Raw genomic sequence first — 15481 nt, forward strand, 5'->3', positions numbered from 1 at the left:
GGAGGCATGACATGCCGAAGTCCCCACCACCCACCGCGCCGCTTGCCCCACCTTTGGCCTCTAGGTGGGAGGCGTGGATCGTGGTGGCGTCAACCACTTGGGTTCAGGCATTGACCAGTGCCGCCATGCTGCTGATACCTGTGTTGGCACCGCAGATAGCGGCCGATTTCGGCATCCCCACCAGTCTGGTGGGAATGCAAGTGAGCCTGCTGTATGGCATTGCCATGCTGGTGTCGTGGCAGGCGGGGTCGTTGGCGCGGCGCCTCGGTGCCTGTCGCTCCAGCCAAGTGGCCATGGCGTTGGTCATGCTGGGCTGCGCGGTGGCAGGGGGCGGTACGCCGGCCGCGCTGCTGCTTACCACGCTGCTTCTCGGCGTTGCCTACGGCTTGACCAACCCCGCGGCGGCACAGCTTCTGGCGCGTTATACGCCGCTGCGCCATCGCAACCTGCTCTATTCGATCAAGCAGTCCGGTGTGCCGCTGGGTGGTGTGCTGTCGGGTTCCCTGGCGCCGTCACTTGCCCAGGCCTGGAGCTGGCATGCCGCGTTTCTCGTCTTGAGCCTGGCCGCGCTGCTCACCGCCCTGGCTTTGCAGCTGCGGCGCCGCGAATGGGACAGTGACCGCGCGCCCACCACGCTGCTGCGGGGCTCCGGCAGCCTTGCCGTACTCTATCGGCGTCCGCCGATTCTGTGGTTGGGGATGGCTGGGTTCTGTCTGGCTGCGGCTCAGTTGTCGCTGCTGAGCTTTACCGTGGCGTTCATGGTGGAAGAGCTGCTGATTACCCTGGTTACGGCCGGGGTCATCATGTCGGTCGTGCACGCTTCTGGGGTCTTTGGCCGGGTTGGCTGGGGGATGCTGGCCGATCGCTTGGGGAAGAGCGTGCCCGTGTTGTGCGGCCTGGCCATTGCCATGTTGGTGTTGTTCGTCGCGGTCTCACTGCTAGGGCCCGACACCCCGGTCTGGCTGGTAATAGGGCTACTGAGTGCAGCCGGGGGCACCGCGATAGGCTGGAACGGCGTTTACCTGTCAGAGGTGGCGCGGCGCAGCCCACAGGCCGAGGTAAGTGAGGCCACCGCCGCGGTTCTGGTACTGACCTACATGGGAGTGCTGACCGGCCCCGCGTTGTTCAGTGTCATCGTCTCGCTCGGAGGCAGCTACTCCGTCGGCTTCCTGCTTCCGGTGTTGGTATCGCTGATGGCGCTGTTCTGTCTGCGGCGCGCAGTGCGAGTGTATGGGACGTCGTCTCAAAGCGAGGCAAGCCGGTCACCATGACGGATCAGGGCCTCGCGGTACCGCTCGTAGTGACGGGACATGCGTTCCATCGGCCCGGCAATGGCCAGCCCCAATGTTTCACCGAACACCGGGCGGGCGATAGCGAGCGCCATCACGTCATCGACATTCTCTCCGCGAGTGACGAAGTAGCCGCGACGCTGGCCATTGAGGATGTCATCCAGAAGTTGGTCGCGGTCGGTAATGGTGCTCGCTGTCACGCTGGGCAAGGGAAGACGCTCCAGCAGACTCTGCAACCGCATGCCGCTTTCCTCGCCGAGCATGGCCTTGCCGATGGCGCTGGAGTGTAGCGGTTTAGCGTCCCCCGGGCTCGCCGCGTAGCGCACGGTATGGGTGCCTTCGATGATATCGAGATACACCACGCTGGAGTCCTGGCGCTTCCCGAGAATCACGGTTTCACCGAGTTCATCCCGAAGGTCCTGCAGCAGGGGCGAGACACTCTCGAGCAGCGGATCATGCGAGGCGATCGACTGGGCGATCTGCAGCAGCCGCTTGGTCGGGTAGACGCGCTTCTTTTGCTCCAATACATAGACGTAACCCAGGGTCTGCAGCGTCTTGACCAAGGCGTGGCAACTGCTGACCGGGGCATCGATGCGCTTGGCAAGATCCGTCAGCGCGAGGGGGGTCTGGGCTTCGGCAAAGGCTTCGAAGAGGCTCAGGGTGCGTGCCGCCGTCTTGACACTTTCGGGCCGGGAAGGGGCTTTCTGGCCAACGCCGGTGCTGACGCTAGAGGATTGCTTCATAGTGATTCGTCCAATGCTCTTGAGGTACCGCCGAACGATGCCTGGCGACTGACCGCTTCCTCGCAATCTCGCCAGGGTACTTGATGCGCGAGCGTTTACGAAATTCGGTCAGGTGGGGCTTCCATTTTATTCTGTTTGCTGAATAGTATTACACATGCGTGAAAATCTGCTAGGTTTGTACTGAGCATGACAGCCAGCCGGCATGGCCTAGAGGACATTCACTCCGCGGTCTTGCACACCGGCACACGATGACATCACGAGAAGGACGACATCTCCGAGCGAAAGCCAACGCACCATGGAAACGCCAAAGAGGACAACAACAATGCACACCAACAAGCATGGCACCTCCTTTCGACTGAACGCCTTGACTCTCAGCGCAGCAGGCATTCTTGCGCTCGGCCTAGTGCCGCTGGACACGGAAGCCCAGGCTCGTCTGGCCATGGGGGGCACCCACAGCGGTTCGGCGTTCTATTCCTACCAAGTCGCTGTCGTATCCGATTGGAACGATAACCTCGACGGCGTCAATATGAGTATCCAGGAATTGGGGGGAGCCTCTGCCTCGACCCAAGGACTGCTGAGAGGCGAAGTCGATATGGGCATCGCAGTGACCTCTTCCGATCATCAGGCCATGCAGGGTGATGGCGAGTATGGCTCGCCGGCTGAGAACCTGCGCACCCTTTATTTTTTCGCGCCTCTACCACTGAACTGGGTTGTTTCGGCTGATTCTGATATTCATTCGCTGGAAGACCTCGCCGGGCAGGATTTCAACTCCGGAGGCCGAGGAACCGCTACTGAAGGACAGACCGAGACGGTTCTCGAGATTCTGGGTATAGAACCCAATTACTATCGTGCCGGGGCTAGCGATGCGCTTGACGCCTACCAGAACCGACGCCTGGATGCTTTTGTCAAGGCCGGCTTGCATCCCGATGGCTATATTCAGCAGGCGCATTCATCACGTCCAGTTCGGCTGCTTTCCATGACACGGGAACAGGCAGAGCAAGTCGCTGGCGAACGCGCCTACTTCAGTGTCGGCGAGATCGATTCCCAGGACCATTACGGAGAACAGCAAAGCCCTCTAGTGACCATACAGACCGGCATCGGCATCAACACGACCAGCGAGTTGGATGAGGAGATCGCCTACGAAATCGTGGCGCGTGCCTTCTCCGAAGCTGGCATCAAGGCAGCGGCCGATGGTTATGCCCCTGCGGCTGATATCGATCCGCTACAACTCACGCTCAATGCCAGCGTGGCACCGTTGCATGCAGGCGTGGTGCGCTACTTGAAGGAACAGGGCCACGACGTTCCGGACCGTCTGCTTCCGCCTGAATATACCGAGTAAGTGGTGCTTGGCGGAACCTCAACAACGCGTATAAGGCGGAGAAGGAGCTACGGCTCTGCTCCGCCTGCCTAATGTGAGTTCAAGACGTCGGGGCTTCCTCTATGAGTTCAGATGAACGCGTCACGCATTTACGCCGCTTCGGCGGTGTCGCAGGCTGGCTGGTTGGAAGCCTGGCATTGGCCTGGATTCTGTTTCACGTCGTGACGGCCGGTGTGGGCACGCTTCCCAATTATCAACAGCGTGCTGTCCATCTCGGCGGGGCACTGTTCTTTGTATTTCTGCTCTACCAGGGGCGCCCCCGTTTCCCGCGCCTGCAGCTGTTCCTCATCGACCTGCCTTGTGCCTGTGCCTGTGTGGTGTTGTTGGGTTACGTGTTCGTCAATTATGACGCTATCGTCATGAGCAACTGGTACGTGAACGAGGCGATAGAAAAGGTCTTTGGTGTTTCGCTGTTCCTGCTGCTGCTCGAGGCGGTGCGGCGTACCCTGGGTTGGATGTTTGTCGGGCTGATCGCGGTGTTTTGCTGTTATGCCTACTTTGGGCCCTATCTTCCGGACCCGTTCGGGCACAGAGGTCTCTCGCTCGAGCGGATGATTTACGTCTTCTACCTGGGCAACAACGGGGTGCTGGGCACGCTCATGGGAATTTCTGCCACGGTGGTGGCACTGTTCCTGATTCTGGGGGCGCTGCTCAACGTCAGCGGGGCAGGCGACACCTTCATTCGCATTGCCATGCGCCTGGGCGGGCGTTTACGTGGCGGGGCGGGCATGGTGGCGGTTATCGGTAGTGCCTTCATGGGCATGATCAACGGCAGTACGGTGGCGAACGTGACCAGTACCGGCGTACTGACCATCCCCCTGATGCAACGGCTGGGTTTCAATCGCAACCTGGCTGGCTCCATCGAGGCTGTCGCTTCCACTGGCGGACAGATCATGCCACCCATCATGGGCCCCGGCGCCTTCTTGATGGCGGAGTTGCTGGGAATCCCCTATCTGGAGGTGGTGAAGGCCGCCCTGGTACCCTCGGTGCTGTTCTTTATTGCATTGCTATTGGGGGTCTATCTGATGGCCCGTCGCTATGGGCTGGAGGCGTTGCCGCCGCAATTGATCCCATCCCGCAGGGAGACCTTCGAGCCATGGGCCATGGCCAACCTGGTAATACCGATCGGGATATTGCTGTTTTTCATTCTGCAACATTACACCATCCAGACGGCGGTGTTCTGGTCGCTGATGTCGATTCTCTTGTTGATGGCCGTCAGCTCGCTGCTGCCGCAACGTAAGAGTATTACCGAAGCCAGCGATCGCTCGAGTGATCTGGTGGGGCTCGAGGCGCCAACACCACGGCCAAAGAAAGCATCGGTACGAGGACGCATGGCCGAGTTACTACGTGCCACCTATGATGGGCTCTACAGCGCCTCGCTCAGCGTGGTGTACATCGCAATGATCATCGCTGCCGCCCAGGTGATGGTCTCGGTGATCAACCTGACGGGGCTCGGGGTCACGCTGTCGCAGGTGATCCTCTCCATCGGTGGCGACTACCTGATCGTCTCGCTGTTGCTGACCATGGCGTTGGCCATCGTACTCGGTATGGGAATGCCGACCCCAGCGGCTTATGCCGTAGGAGCCGCGGTTCTGGCTCCGCCCCTGTTGAATCTTGGTTTCGACCGCCTGCCGTCTCACCTTTTCCTGTACTTCTTCGCCAGTGTTTCGGCAATCACTCCGCCAGTAGCGGCAGGGATATTCGCCGCTATCGCAATCAGTGGTGGAAGCTTCCTCGGCACCGCCCGCTATGCGCTGACCCTGGCCTGCAGTCTCTTCCTGCTGCCATTCCTGTTCATTCTCAACCCTGAACTGACCCTGGCCGGTGATCCATTGACCATTGTGCTTGCCGTGCTCAGTGCGATGCTGGGAATTGGATTCCTGTCGGTGGCCGCCATCGGTCAACTGGGGGAGAGCATGAGACTGCTACCGCGCCTCATGGTAGGCGCGGGGGCCATCGTCATGGTCACCCCCGGCCTGTGGTTTGACATGGTAGGCATGGTGGGCGTGCTGGTGGGCCTGTTGCTGCATCGCTGGTGGTCCAGCTCCGGCCAAATCGTCAAAGGACGCGATGAGCATGCTTGATGAAACGAGGTCGATACTGGAAAAACACATCCCTCAGAGGAATTCTCTGTGGGACGTGTTTCGGGAAGCGCTTGCCCAGCGCGGCCGGTTGCCAGTGAGCGGGCGGGGTTGATGCCAAGTGCAGTGGCCGTGTTCGCTCTTCTCAGGTGTCGTTTCGCGAGAAGTGCTGGCGCATGGTCTCTGGCCAGGGCAGGGGCCGACCGGTCGTCAGGTCGATCAGCACTACGGTTACCTGGCATGTCAGGCGGTTCTGTTCCTTGCTCGTGGCGGTGATCTCGAGCTTGAGGCTGGTTCGTCCCGCATGTAACGGGACAAGGTGGAAAGCCAGGTTTTCACCCAGCCGGCTCGGTGCATGGAACTGAGTCTCGATAGCGACCGTAGGAACGCTCCTTCCCGACGCCACAAGCTGGTTGAATCCGCTTTGCACCACCTCTTCGAACCAGTCTTCGACGGTGGCATTGATCATCTCGAAGTAGCGCGGGTAAAAGACGATGCCGGCCGGGTCGCAGTGTTCGAAGCGTACCTTGCGTTGGGTGGTGTAGGTCATGTTCTTGTTCTCACTCTCGCTCATGTTCAGCCCTCGAGATGTCGTCCCGGTTGTCACCATTTAATTCCTAGAGCTGTTTCACGGCGATGCGTGAAGTGTCGACTTCCTGGTGCATTTCCGGCTTCCATTCACCCACGCTGCGCTGCAGGGTTTCTCCCTTCTCGTCGGCCAGAGCCGCATCGCGAAGCTGGCGCAGGCGAGCGGCGGCATCCGGTTCACTGCCGAAGCGTTCGAAGGCCAGCATTACGGTGTTGAAGCTGGCCAGGCCCCGCTGATGGGTGTCGCCATAGCCTTTCACCAACCCCTGGGCCTTGATGACCTCTAAGGCCACATCCGGGGAGATGGCGAGCGCGCGATCGACCGCGGCCAGCCAGGCCGCGATGCGCTGCCACTCATCACGATAGCGTAGGGTACGCCTGCGCCAGCGCCTCAGGCTCGCCACGCTCAGCAGCAGTAGAAATCCTCTCAGCCGCTGGGGGCTGATGCGTCGCCCGTGTTGGGTCGCCTTGGCCAGTGGCCGGCGCACCCAGTTGGTACGCATCACCCAGCTCCCGAAGGCGGCCGGCAGGGTGTCGCAGATCTCTTCGACGCGCGGATGCATGAATTCGGCGGTGTAGACGAGCTGCTCCGGCTCGGCCTTGACCTCATTGCGCACCCGGTCTTGACGGCTGCGGCGGATCTTCAGGTCGGCGACTCGAATGGTGTCCTCGTAGCTCATCCACAGCGCCAGGTGGCGGGCCAGCTCGCGTAGAAGGGGTACACGCTGCTCTTCTGCTGCTGGCATGTGCTTTCTGCGCTCCTGAAGCAGACGCAGGTACTCTCTGGCGTATTCGAGATCCTGATAGTCGATCAGGCGCAGCGCGCCCTCGCGCACCACTTGACGCACCGATTCGGGAAAGCGACTGCCGATCTCGGCCAGCATGGCGTCGAGTTCCGAGTCGCCGGCATTGGATGAGGCTTTCGCTTCTCTGGGGGTGGTGTCGCTCGGCGCGGCATGGGGTTCTGCCCCCTGTGCCTGCTGGTAGCTTTCGTCGAAGGTGCGAAGGCTCGCCTCGACCCCGATGCCGCCGTCGCGTATCGCCTGCTCGAACGCTTCGCGAGGAAAGGGCAACGTCTGGCTGCCGGCCAGTGCACCGAACAACACGGCACTGATCACACTGCCCTGACGGCGTGCCGTGGCTTCCATGTCGAACTCGATGAAGCGCAGGGCATGCCGGCGAAGCTGCTCGCGTATCGGTTCGGAATCGAGAATGCCGTTGCCCATGGCGCTCTTCTCGGTGATGCCATAGACGCGGTGGCTCGAGGCAATCACCGTGCTGCGGTCCGGTGTCACGAGCCCGCGCTCCAGGGCCCGGCCGGCCTCCATGAACTCGGCGGCCAGGACGATATCGACATCGCCCGGCGAGGGCATGAGCGCCAGTACCGGTGCCTGTCCCGCGCGCTCGGCCTCGGCTTCGGGAAAGAGTTCCAGGTAGTAGATAGTGGCCCCCGTGCGCTGGGCGACGCCGGGCACCGAGGTAGCCTGGGCCAGATAGCCATTGCTCTCGGCCAGGTGGACGATCCAGTCGGAGAGCACACCACCTCCCTGGCCGCCCATGGCCATGATGGCCAATGTGATCGGTCGTGTGGCTGCGGTCATTTCAGGCATGGGTCTCTCCGAATGATTGAGCGGCTGGAGGCAGAGGAGATAGGCGTTTCTCGTGCCATGCCTGCAGGCGTTGGATGATGCCCTGGCGCCAGCGATGCTTCAGGCGATCCCAGCGGTTGGGGTGGCTGATGACATCGGCGCGATAAAAGGAGGGGCAGAGCACGGCGGCATGTGCCGCCTCGCCACACAGGCCACAGCCCACGCAGGTATTGTCGACCTGGGCGATGGGATGCTCACGCAACGGATCGGGATTGGGCTGTATCGAGAGGGAAGGGCAGCCGGATATGCGGATGCAGGCGTGGTCTCCGGTGCAGGTATCGCTGTCGACGCCAAAGCGCTGGCGAACGGTGCGTTTGCCCTCCTTGAGGGCCTGGCGCACCTTGGGCTTTTCGCGCCGCTGCAGGTTCAGCATGCACTCCGACTGGGCGATGATCACCTTGGGCCCCTTGGCCTTGGTGGTCAGCGCCTCCGTGAGCGTTTCCTTCATGCGCTGCACGTCGTAGGTGCGGTCGATGACCCGCACCCACTTGGCGCCCACCCCCTTTACCGCTTGCTCGATGGGGATATTGGTATGGCGGATGGGGTTTTCGGCGCGTGAGGAGGGCAGGTCCTGCCCGCCGGTGGCCGCCGAGTAGAAGTTGTCCACGATCAGCAGCACATCGTCGTCGCCGTTGTAGACGGCATTGGCCACGCCATTGGTCAGGCCGTTGTGCCAGAAGCCGCCGTCGCCCATCACGCTGATGGCGCGCCCGCCCTTGGAACCGTGAAAGGCCGACGCCGCGGAGGCGCCCAGGCCGTAGCCCATGGTGGTATTGCCGATGTTGAAGGGGGGCAGGATCGAGAACAGGTGACAGCCGATATCGCAGCTGACGTGACGCGGCCCCAGCTCGCGTTCGACGAGCTTCATGGCGGTGAAGATGGGCCGTTCGGGACAGCCGGTGCAGAACCCGGGCGGACGGGGCGGCAGGGTGGGGGCCGCTTGGTCTGGGGCGGGAGCCGCCTCGGTGTATGGCAGCAGCTCAGGTGCGGCGGCGGTGAGGAAGCCGCGCAGGCCCTCCAGCATGACCTTGCCGGTGTATTCACCGGCCTTGGGCAAGACATCCTTGCCATGCAGCCGCGTGTCGATATCGGCACGACGCAGGATACTGGCCAGTGCCTGCTCCAGGTAGTCGGGCTGCCCCTCCTCGATCATCAGTACGGCACGCTTGTCGGCGCAGAAGGCAGCTAGTTCACTGTCCACCAGCGGGTAGGTGACGTTGAGCACATGCAGGGGAATGCGGCTATTGCCGAAGGTGTCGGCCAGGCCCAAGCGCTCGAGCCCGCGAATAACGCTGTTGTAGAGCCCGCCCTGGAGAATCAGCCCGACCTCGGCATGCTCGCCGGGAAAGGTCTCGTTGAGGCCGTGCTCCTGTATGAACTTGATGGCGGCCGGCCAGCGTGCGTTAACCTTCTCGTGCTCGTGTTGAAAGCTGGCCGGGGGCAGCACGATGCGGCTGGTGTCGCGAACCGGATTGGCCAGGGCCTCGTCAATGGTAAAGCCGGGTGATCGGTTGTCCTGAGTCTGGAAGCGTCCGTGCACATGGCAGGCACGGATACGCAGTTCCAGCATCACCGGGGTATTGCTGGCTTCCGATAGCTCGAAGCCCATCTCAACCGCCTTGACGATGGAGGGCAGGTTGGGGCGCGGATCGAGCAGCCAGATCTGACTCTTCATGGCGAAGGCATGGGTACGCTCCTGCATGATGCTCGAACCGTCGCCATAATCTTCCCCGACAATGATCAACGCGCCACCGGTCACGCCTCCCGAGGCCAGGTTGGCCAGTGCATCTGACGCGACGTTGGTACCCACCGTGGATTTCCAGGCCACGGCACCGCGCAGGGGATAGTTGACCGAGGCGGCCAGCATGGCGGCGGCGGCGGCCTCGCTGGCGTTGTTCTCGAAATGCACCCCCAGCTCTTCGAGAATCGGCTGGGCGTCATGAAGCACATCCATCAGATGAGAGATCGGTGCACCTTGGTAGCCGCCAACATAAGCGACTCCCGACTGCAGCAGCGCCTTGGTGACGGCAAGAATGCCCTCGCCGTGGAAGGTTTCGCCTTCGCCGAGGCGCAGCTTCTTGGTTTCCTCGACAAATGTTCTTTCAGCCATTGCGGAGTCCTCGTCGCTTGGGGCGCTTGGCCCTCGGCGTGAGTGTTGTCACAGGGTTCACTTCATCAGGCTTGGCAAGCCGGTAGCCAGCCAAGGCAGCGCAACCACCAGCGCCAGAACCAGCATCTGCAGAAGCAGAAAGGGAAGGGCGGCCTGGTAGACCTGGGTCAGGCGGATACCGGGTGGAGCGACGCCCTGCATCACAATCAGCAGCAGCCCGAAGGGAGGGGTCAGGAAACTGATCTCCATGGCGACGAGGAACAGTACGCCGATCCAGATCGGGTCGATGCCCAGGCTCGCGACGAGCGGCATGAAGAAGGGCAGGGTAATCATGATCATGCTGATCTGGTCGGCAAAACAGCCCAGTACCAGCAGCACCAGCAGCATGCCCAGCACGACCATCAGCGGGGTCAGTTCCCAGCCGGTCACCACTTTCAGCAGTCCATTGGTGGCGCCGGAAAAGGAGAGCAACTGGGAAAACGTGGTGGAGGCCACCAGCACGAACAGGATCATGACCGAAACCTTGGCCGTCTCCATCAGCGATTTGCTCAGCGCCTCCTTGGTCAGACAGCGATAACACAGTGCCGCTAAGGTGGCCGCGACAGCGCCGAAGGCGGCGGATTCCGTCGGCTCGGCCCAACCGGCCAGCAGGCTGCCCACCACGGCCACGAAGATACCACTCAGAGGAAGGACATAGACGCAGAAGGGCTGCCAGCGCTGCCAAGCGGTGAGGCTGTGATCGCCGTCATCCGCCGGTGCCAGATCGGGATTCCTCGTGCAGCGGATCATCACATACATGAGCACGGCAGCTCCCATGAGGATGCCGGGGATGATGCCGCCAATCAGCAGTTGCCCGATGGAAATACCGGCCAGACTGCCGAGGGTCACCGCCAGTGCCGACGGCGGTATCAGCATGGCGATACCGCCCACTGCCATGATCGGTCCCATGGCAATGGAAGGGTGGTAGCCCCGCTTGAGCATATCCGGCAGCAGCGAGCTTCCCATCATGGCGGTGTTGGCGATGCTCGACCCGGAGAGGGTGGCGAAAGCGGTGCCGCCAAGTACCGAGACGATGCTCAGGCGACCGGGAACGCGCTTGATCAGCCGCTCGATGGCGGTAATCGCCTTGTAGGCGAGGCCTGTATGGAACAGAACCTCGCCCATGAGTACGAAGAGAGGGATGGGTATCAGCGAGAAGCTGGTGATGGCTTCAGCGCTATTGCGTGCCATCTGCATGATACCCATCTCGCCGCCCATGAAGACATAGGCACCGACGAGATTGATCGCGATAAAGGCGAACACCACCGGCAGTCCTAGGGCCATGAGGAGGATAAGCCCACCTACCAGCAGCAGTAGTGCTGATTGCCACTCCATGTCAGCTCTCCCGTGGCGTAATAAGGCACCAAAGGCGGCGCAGGAACTCGAGGGTCAGCAGGGCGAAGCAGGAGGTTGGCAGGATGAACGTCCACCACTCGGGAAAAACGAAGGATTTGTAGACCATCGAGCCTCGGCTCAGGTAATCGCTACCGGTAATCAGCAGGTAATGGCCAAAGCCCAGGCAGACCAGGGCGCCGAGCAGGTTGATGCCCATTTCCAGATATCTCCGGTATGCCTTTGGCAGCGCCTGCTGTAGAAGATCGACCCGCACGTGGGCCCCGTGATAAAGCACCCAGGGGGCTGCCAGAAAGGTGGCGGCAGCAATGGCATATTCGCTGCCTTCCACCGTGCCGTAGATCGAGCCGAACCCCAGGTTTCGGCTCAAGACATTGAGCACAATGACAATCGATACAATGCCGATAATGATACCTGCGGCGAGGCCGCAGGTTTGCATGACGTAATGATACGCCTTCGACAACGGTGAACGTGCGACTGGCTTATCGACAAGAGTGGTGTCATTCACTGTCCAGAATCTCTCTCAAGCGCTCGGCGTTCCCGGCATGTTCTTCTGCCAGCCGTTCCCACTGCACTCGATAGGCCATCTCCAGGTAACGCTCGCGCTCCTCGCCCTCGAATTCGATGGTCTCGATGCCGGCTTCGGCCTGACGACGCTCCTCCTCTGCGTTGATCTCTTCGTTGAGAGCGTTCTGCTCCTCCAGCCAGATCGCCTTTTCGGTGAGGTAGTTACGCTGTTCGTCGGTGAGGTTGTCCCAGGTGTCCTGGTTCACCAGAACGCCGACCTCCACGTGATAGAAACCGGGGTCGACGCGGTAGCGGGTGTGCTCCTGCCAGCCGAGGTCGAAGATGCCCTGGATGGGCCAGCCATAGCCATCCACCGTGCCCCGCTCCAGCGCGGTATAGACCTCGCCGGGCGGAGTCTGGGCGGCTTCGCCTCCCATTTCCTCCACGAAAGCGCGATACACCGGCGTGATGCGCATGCGCAGACCGTTGAGCTCCGGGCTGCTGATCGGCTCGTTGAGGTACAGGTGGTAGCGATTGCCATAGTTGGTATAGGCCAGGTAATGCACGTTCATCTGCTCGCGCCACATCTCTTGTAACTGCTCGAAACGGCCCGTTTCCCGTAACTCTTCGGGGGAGTAGCGCGTCAGGTTGAGCGCATGGGCGGCCGGCAGTGAACTGGTGTAGAACGCCGAGGTAACAAACGCCATGTCCACCACGCCGTTGCTCACCGCGTTGCCTACTTGAAAGGGGGGCATGGTCTCGGGGCCACCGATGAAGTCGATGTCGATCGGTGCCTCGGTATCGTTCTCGATCTCCTCGAGAAACATCTCGAAGGTGTGCGGGATGGCTGTGCCGGGAGTGAAGGCACTGACGGTGCGCAGGGTTGCCGTCTCGGCCGAAGCCTGACTCATCAGTCCCAGAGAGACCAAGGCGGTGCCGAAGGTAATAGGCCAGCGGATGTTGCGCTTCATTGTGTATCTCCGTTGTTATTGTCGTGAGGGGTTCGCGATGTCAGTCGCGTGTCGGTGTACCGATGGCAACGGGTCTGACCGGTGCCTGTGCGGCTCCCTTCGTCACGGGAGGAAGAATCATGGTGCACGAGGTCCAGACTCGATCCGCGGCCAACTCGTCCAGCCGCGCATTTTGAATTTGATAGATGCCTGATTGCGTCAGGTTGTAATGGTGGATGGCAAAGGGCAGCCCATCCGGAACCCCTTCAGGGATTGCCTCGCCCGTCAGCATTCCTTCCGGGGCGGGGTCGGTGAAGGGGTTGTCCAGGGCGACCAGCACAATGGCCTGTTCCTCCAGCCACTCCACGGTATCGAAAGCCAGCCCCGGACCCTGGGCATAGTAACGCTCGTCGTCGCTGTTCCAGAGCTTGCCCCAGCCGGTATGGATGTAGAGCACATCGCCGGGCTGCAGGCCGCGCCAGGCGAGTCCCTGGGCTTCGATCATGCCTTGGAGGTCGTCACGAGTGATCAAGTCGCCGGCTGCGAGTGGCTCGCCCTCGTTGAGGTAGGCCGCGGCATCCAGCAACACGGCAGAGGTAACGATAGGTGGCAGATTCTCGAGTCCGAGTCGATCCAGGGGGGCCTCGGGGGCCGGTTTCACCTCTTCCTGGGTGAAGCCGCCGTAGTAACGCAGCGCCTCGGAGGGAAATTGCCCTTCACCGTTCCAGGGCTCTGGAAGATGAGCGAAATGGCCGAGCCCGTCGATCTGGGTGCCCTGCCCGCCGATGTTGCCGTTGATCGATTCGGTATTGAATCCGTGACGAGTCCCCGGAATGCCGCTGGAAGGGTCGAAGCGGTTACTTTCCGGTTCGGCGAAAGGAGATTGCGGCATCGACGCGCTGCGGGGATAGGCCAGCTCGTATGCCTGTGCTTCGGGCTGCATGAGGTGACTGGCACAACGCTGCCAAGTGCTCGGACCTTGGGTATTCGCCATGCCGGCTTCATCACCATCCTGCCAGGGAGGTAAAGGCACCTGTTGAGCAGCGTTCTCTCCTTGATTCTGCTGCTCGTTTGGCTCAGCCGCCAAAGGCAGGGAGGCAGACAGTACTGCCACACAGATGGCCGAAGGAACTGCTGACAAGCGGGCTTTCATTGTCATTGTTACCTAGCTTGTTGTTTTTTAAAAAATTACCTTACCTGTCTCGTCACACTTTGCAGCGAGATGGCCATCTCAGACTAGAAAGGAATTCGTGATAGTTCAAGGTTGAAGTTTCAAGCTTGAAGATTTTCTTGTTAATAAAACCTGCAAGTCTTTGCTCATGTCTGGGGCGCGTAGCCGAGCGCTCCACACTGCTCAGCTAGCGGCCAGGGCGAACATCGCCACCCCCAGCGCCAGGCCGGCGCCGATGGCGGCAAAGCGGCGGGTGCGGCGGCGATCCTGGCGCGACGAGCCGGCAGTGTAGTCGAAGCGCTCATAGAGGATGCGCCGCATCGGCATGCCCACGTCGAGAAGCGCGTCCGAGACCGCCGTGACCATCCCGCCGGGGCCGCACATGAGCACGACAGAGCGTGCCAGGTCGAGCCCTTCGAGAAGCGTTGTCAGCCGTTGCCGATCGAGCCGGCCGACCTCGCCGCGGTAGTCGGGGGCGGAGCTCTCGGAGAGCAGGAGCACGTGAAGGTCGAGCCGCGTGCGGGCCGCCTCGATCTCGTCGAGGCAGGCGAAGTTCGCCGGGGCGCCGACGGCGTAGGCGAGCCGAACGGGACGTCGCTCGCCCCGCGCCAGCATGTCGCGCAGCAGGCCCATGATCGGCGCGATGCCGACCCCGCCCGCGATCAGGATCACGGCCTCGGCGTCGCTGCCCTCCAGCACGAACTCGCCGTAGGGCCCGTCGAGCCCGATCGGCGTACCGGGCACCAACGCGCCCACCGTGCTCGTGAAGTCCCCCACCTCCTTGATGATCAGCCTGGTGCCGGGATCGAGGGGGCTGTCGGAGAGCGAGAAGGGGTGATCCAGGAGCGGAAACCGTCGCCGCCCGACGGTCAGCCAGACGAACTGGCCGGCGCGGTAGATCAGGGGTGGCGTGCCGGGGGCGGGCTCGACATGCAGCTGCCACATCCGGTCGGCGACGCGCGAGACGCTGGCGAGCGTCCACGGGTGCCGGTGCAGCTTGAACCAGCGCCAGCCATAGAGCACCCCGACCACCGCTGCGACAGCGACGCCGGTGGCGAGCCAGATCGGCGGCAGCGGCGAGGCGGAGGTGAACCGGCCGGCCGCGAAGGCATGGTGCAGGCTGCCCGCTACCGCCAGGACCCCGAGTGGCAGGTGCGTGGCCCGCCAGGTCTCGTAGCGCCACGGTAGTTTCTCGCGAAGCAGCGACGTGACGAGCAGCAGCGCGAAGGCGGCCCAGGCCACGACCCCGCTGCGGTAGTGCGGCAAAGTCAGGTAAACCTCGAGTCGCTCGCGCCCCAGCGCCGGTGCGTCGAGCCAGGTGGGCAGCACGTAGAACAGCGGATGCAGCACCACCGCGACCAGTACCCACCACGCCGCGATCTTGTGGAACGCCATGATCTTGTCGATGCCGAGATGGCGCGAGACGCGATCGAAGCGGCCCGAGGTCACGAACTGTACCGCCATCGCGACGACCGCAACCATGCCGAGGGCCGCCGCCGCGTGCTCCCACGGGTCGGCCGGCGCGGCGCGGCCGAACAGCGCCACCGCGAGCGGCAGCAGGACGACGCCGAGGTAGAGGGCTGCAAGCGCGGGACCCGGCAGGCGAACCGCATGGCGGCCGGT

Annotated in this window: 12 protein-coding genes; 3 read left to right on the forward strand and 9 right to left on the reverse strand. The window is 62.2% G+C overall.

All coding sequences use genetic code 11. The features are described from left to right. The first annotated feature begins 11 nt into the window (after positions 1–11). On the forward strand, positions 12–1271 hold the full coding sequence (locus HNO51_RS06990; RefSeq protein ID WP_209538820.1) for an MFS transporter: 1260 nt from the start codon (positions 12–14) through the stop codon (positions 1269–1271). Here HNO51_RS06990 and HNO51_RS06995 read toward each other — a convergent pair. Continuing rightward, a complete protein-coding gene (locus HNO51_RS06995; protein WP_209538821.1) occupies positions 1244–2032 on the reverse strand; it encodes an IclR family transcriptional regulator in 789 nt (262 codons plus the stop codon). The two genes, HNO51_RS06990 and HNO51_RS06995, sit on opposite strands and share 28 nt — an antisense overlap. 322 nt (positions 2033–2354) lie before the next feature. Between HNO51_RS06995 and HNO51_RS07000 the strand changes: the two genes are divergently transcribed. Then, entirely contained in the window at positions 2355–3371 is a 1017-nt protein-coding gene (locus HNO51_RS07000) for a TAXI family TRAP transporter solute-binding subunit (RefSeq protein WP_197450347.1), read from the forward strand. 101 nt (positions 3372–3472) lie between these two features. Beyond that, positions 3473–5494, forward strand: coding sequence for a TRAP transporter permease (locus HNO51_RS07005; protein WP_209538822.1), 2022 nt, complete (start codon positions 3473–3475; stop codon positions 5492–5494). 142 nt (positions 5495–5636) lie between these two features. On the opposite strand, the gene HNO51_RS07010 is transcribed toward HNO51_RS07005, so the two are convergent. The 8 genes from HNO51_RS07010 to HNO51_RS07045 all read right to left on the reverse strand — a co-directional run bounded on the left by HNO51_RS07010 (position 5637) and on the right by HNO51_RS07045 (position 15340). Then, positions 5637–6065, reverse strand: coding sequence for an acyl-CoA thioesterase (locus HNO51_RS07010; protein WP_234283520.1), 429 nt, complete (start codon positions 6063–6065; stop codon positions 5637–5639). Between the two features lie 43 nt (positions 6066–6108). Next, on the reverse strand, positions 6109–7689 hold the full coding sequence (locus HNO51_RS07015) for an indolepyruvate oxidoreductase subunit beta family protein (protein ID WP_209538823.1): 1581 nt from the start codon (positions 7687–7689) through the stop codon (positions 6109–6111). Then, complete coding sequence (locus HNO51_RS07020; protein WP_209538824.1) at positions 7682–9838, reverse strand: thiamine pyrophosphate-dependent enzyme; 2157 nt, start codon at positions 9836–9838, stop codon at positions 7682–7684. The genes HNO51_RS07015 and HNO51_RS07020 overlap by 8 nt, the downstream gene beginning before the upstream one ends. A gap of 57 nt (positions 9839–9895) precedes the next feature. Further along, on the reverse strand, positions 9896–11212 hold the full coding sequence (locus tag HNO51_RS07025) for a TRAP transporter large permease (protein ID WP_197450359.1): 1317 nt from the start codon (positions 11210–11212) through the stop codon (positions 9896–9898). 1 nt (position 11213) lies between these two features. Next, entirely contained in the window at positions 11214–11738 is a 525-nt protein-coding gene (locus HNO51_RS07030) for a TRAP transporter small permease (RefSeq protein WP_209538825.1), read from the reverse strand. Then, positions 11731–12708 carry a TRAP transporter substrate-binding protein DctP gene (dctP, locus tag HNO51_RS07035; RefSeq protein WP_197450361.1) on the reverse strand — a complete coding sequence of 326 codons (978 nt, stop codon included), beginning with the start codon at positions 12706–12708 and terminating at the stop codon, positions 11731–11733. Before dctP ends, HNO51_RS07030 begins: the two co-directional genes overlap by 8 nt. Before the next feature lie 40 nt (positions 12709–12748). Beyond that, on the reverse strand, positions 12749–13846 hold the full coding sequence (locus tag HNO51_RS07040) for a cyclase family protein (RefSeq protein ID WP_209538826.1): 1098 nt from the start codon (positions 13844–13846) through the stop codon (positions 12749–12751). Between the two features lie 195 nt (positions 13847–14041). Then, positions 14042–15340, reverse strand: a complete 1299-nt coding sequence (locus HNO51_RS07045; RefSeq protein WP_209538827.1) for a ferredoxin reductase family protein — start codon at positions 15338–15340, stop codon at positions 14042–14044. Between the last annotated feature and the right edge of the window lie 141 nt (positions 15341–15481).

The sequence above is a fragment of the Billgrantia sulfidoxydans genome, assembly GCF_017868775.1.
Lineage (GTDB): Bacteria > Pseudomonadota > Gammaproteobacteria > Pseudomonadales > Halomonadaceae > Halomonas > Halomonas sulfidoxydans.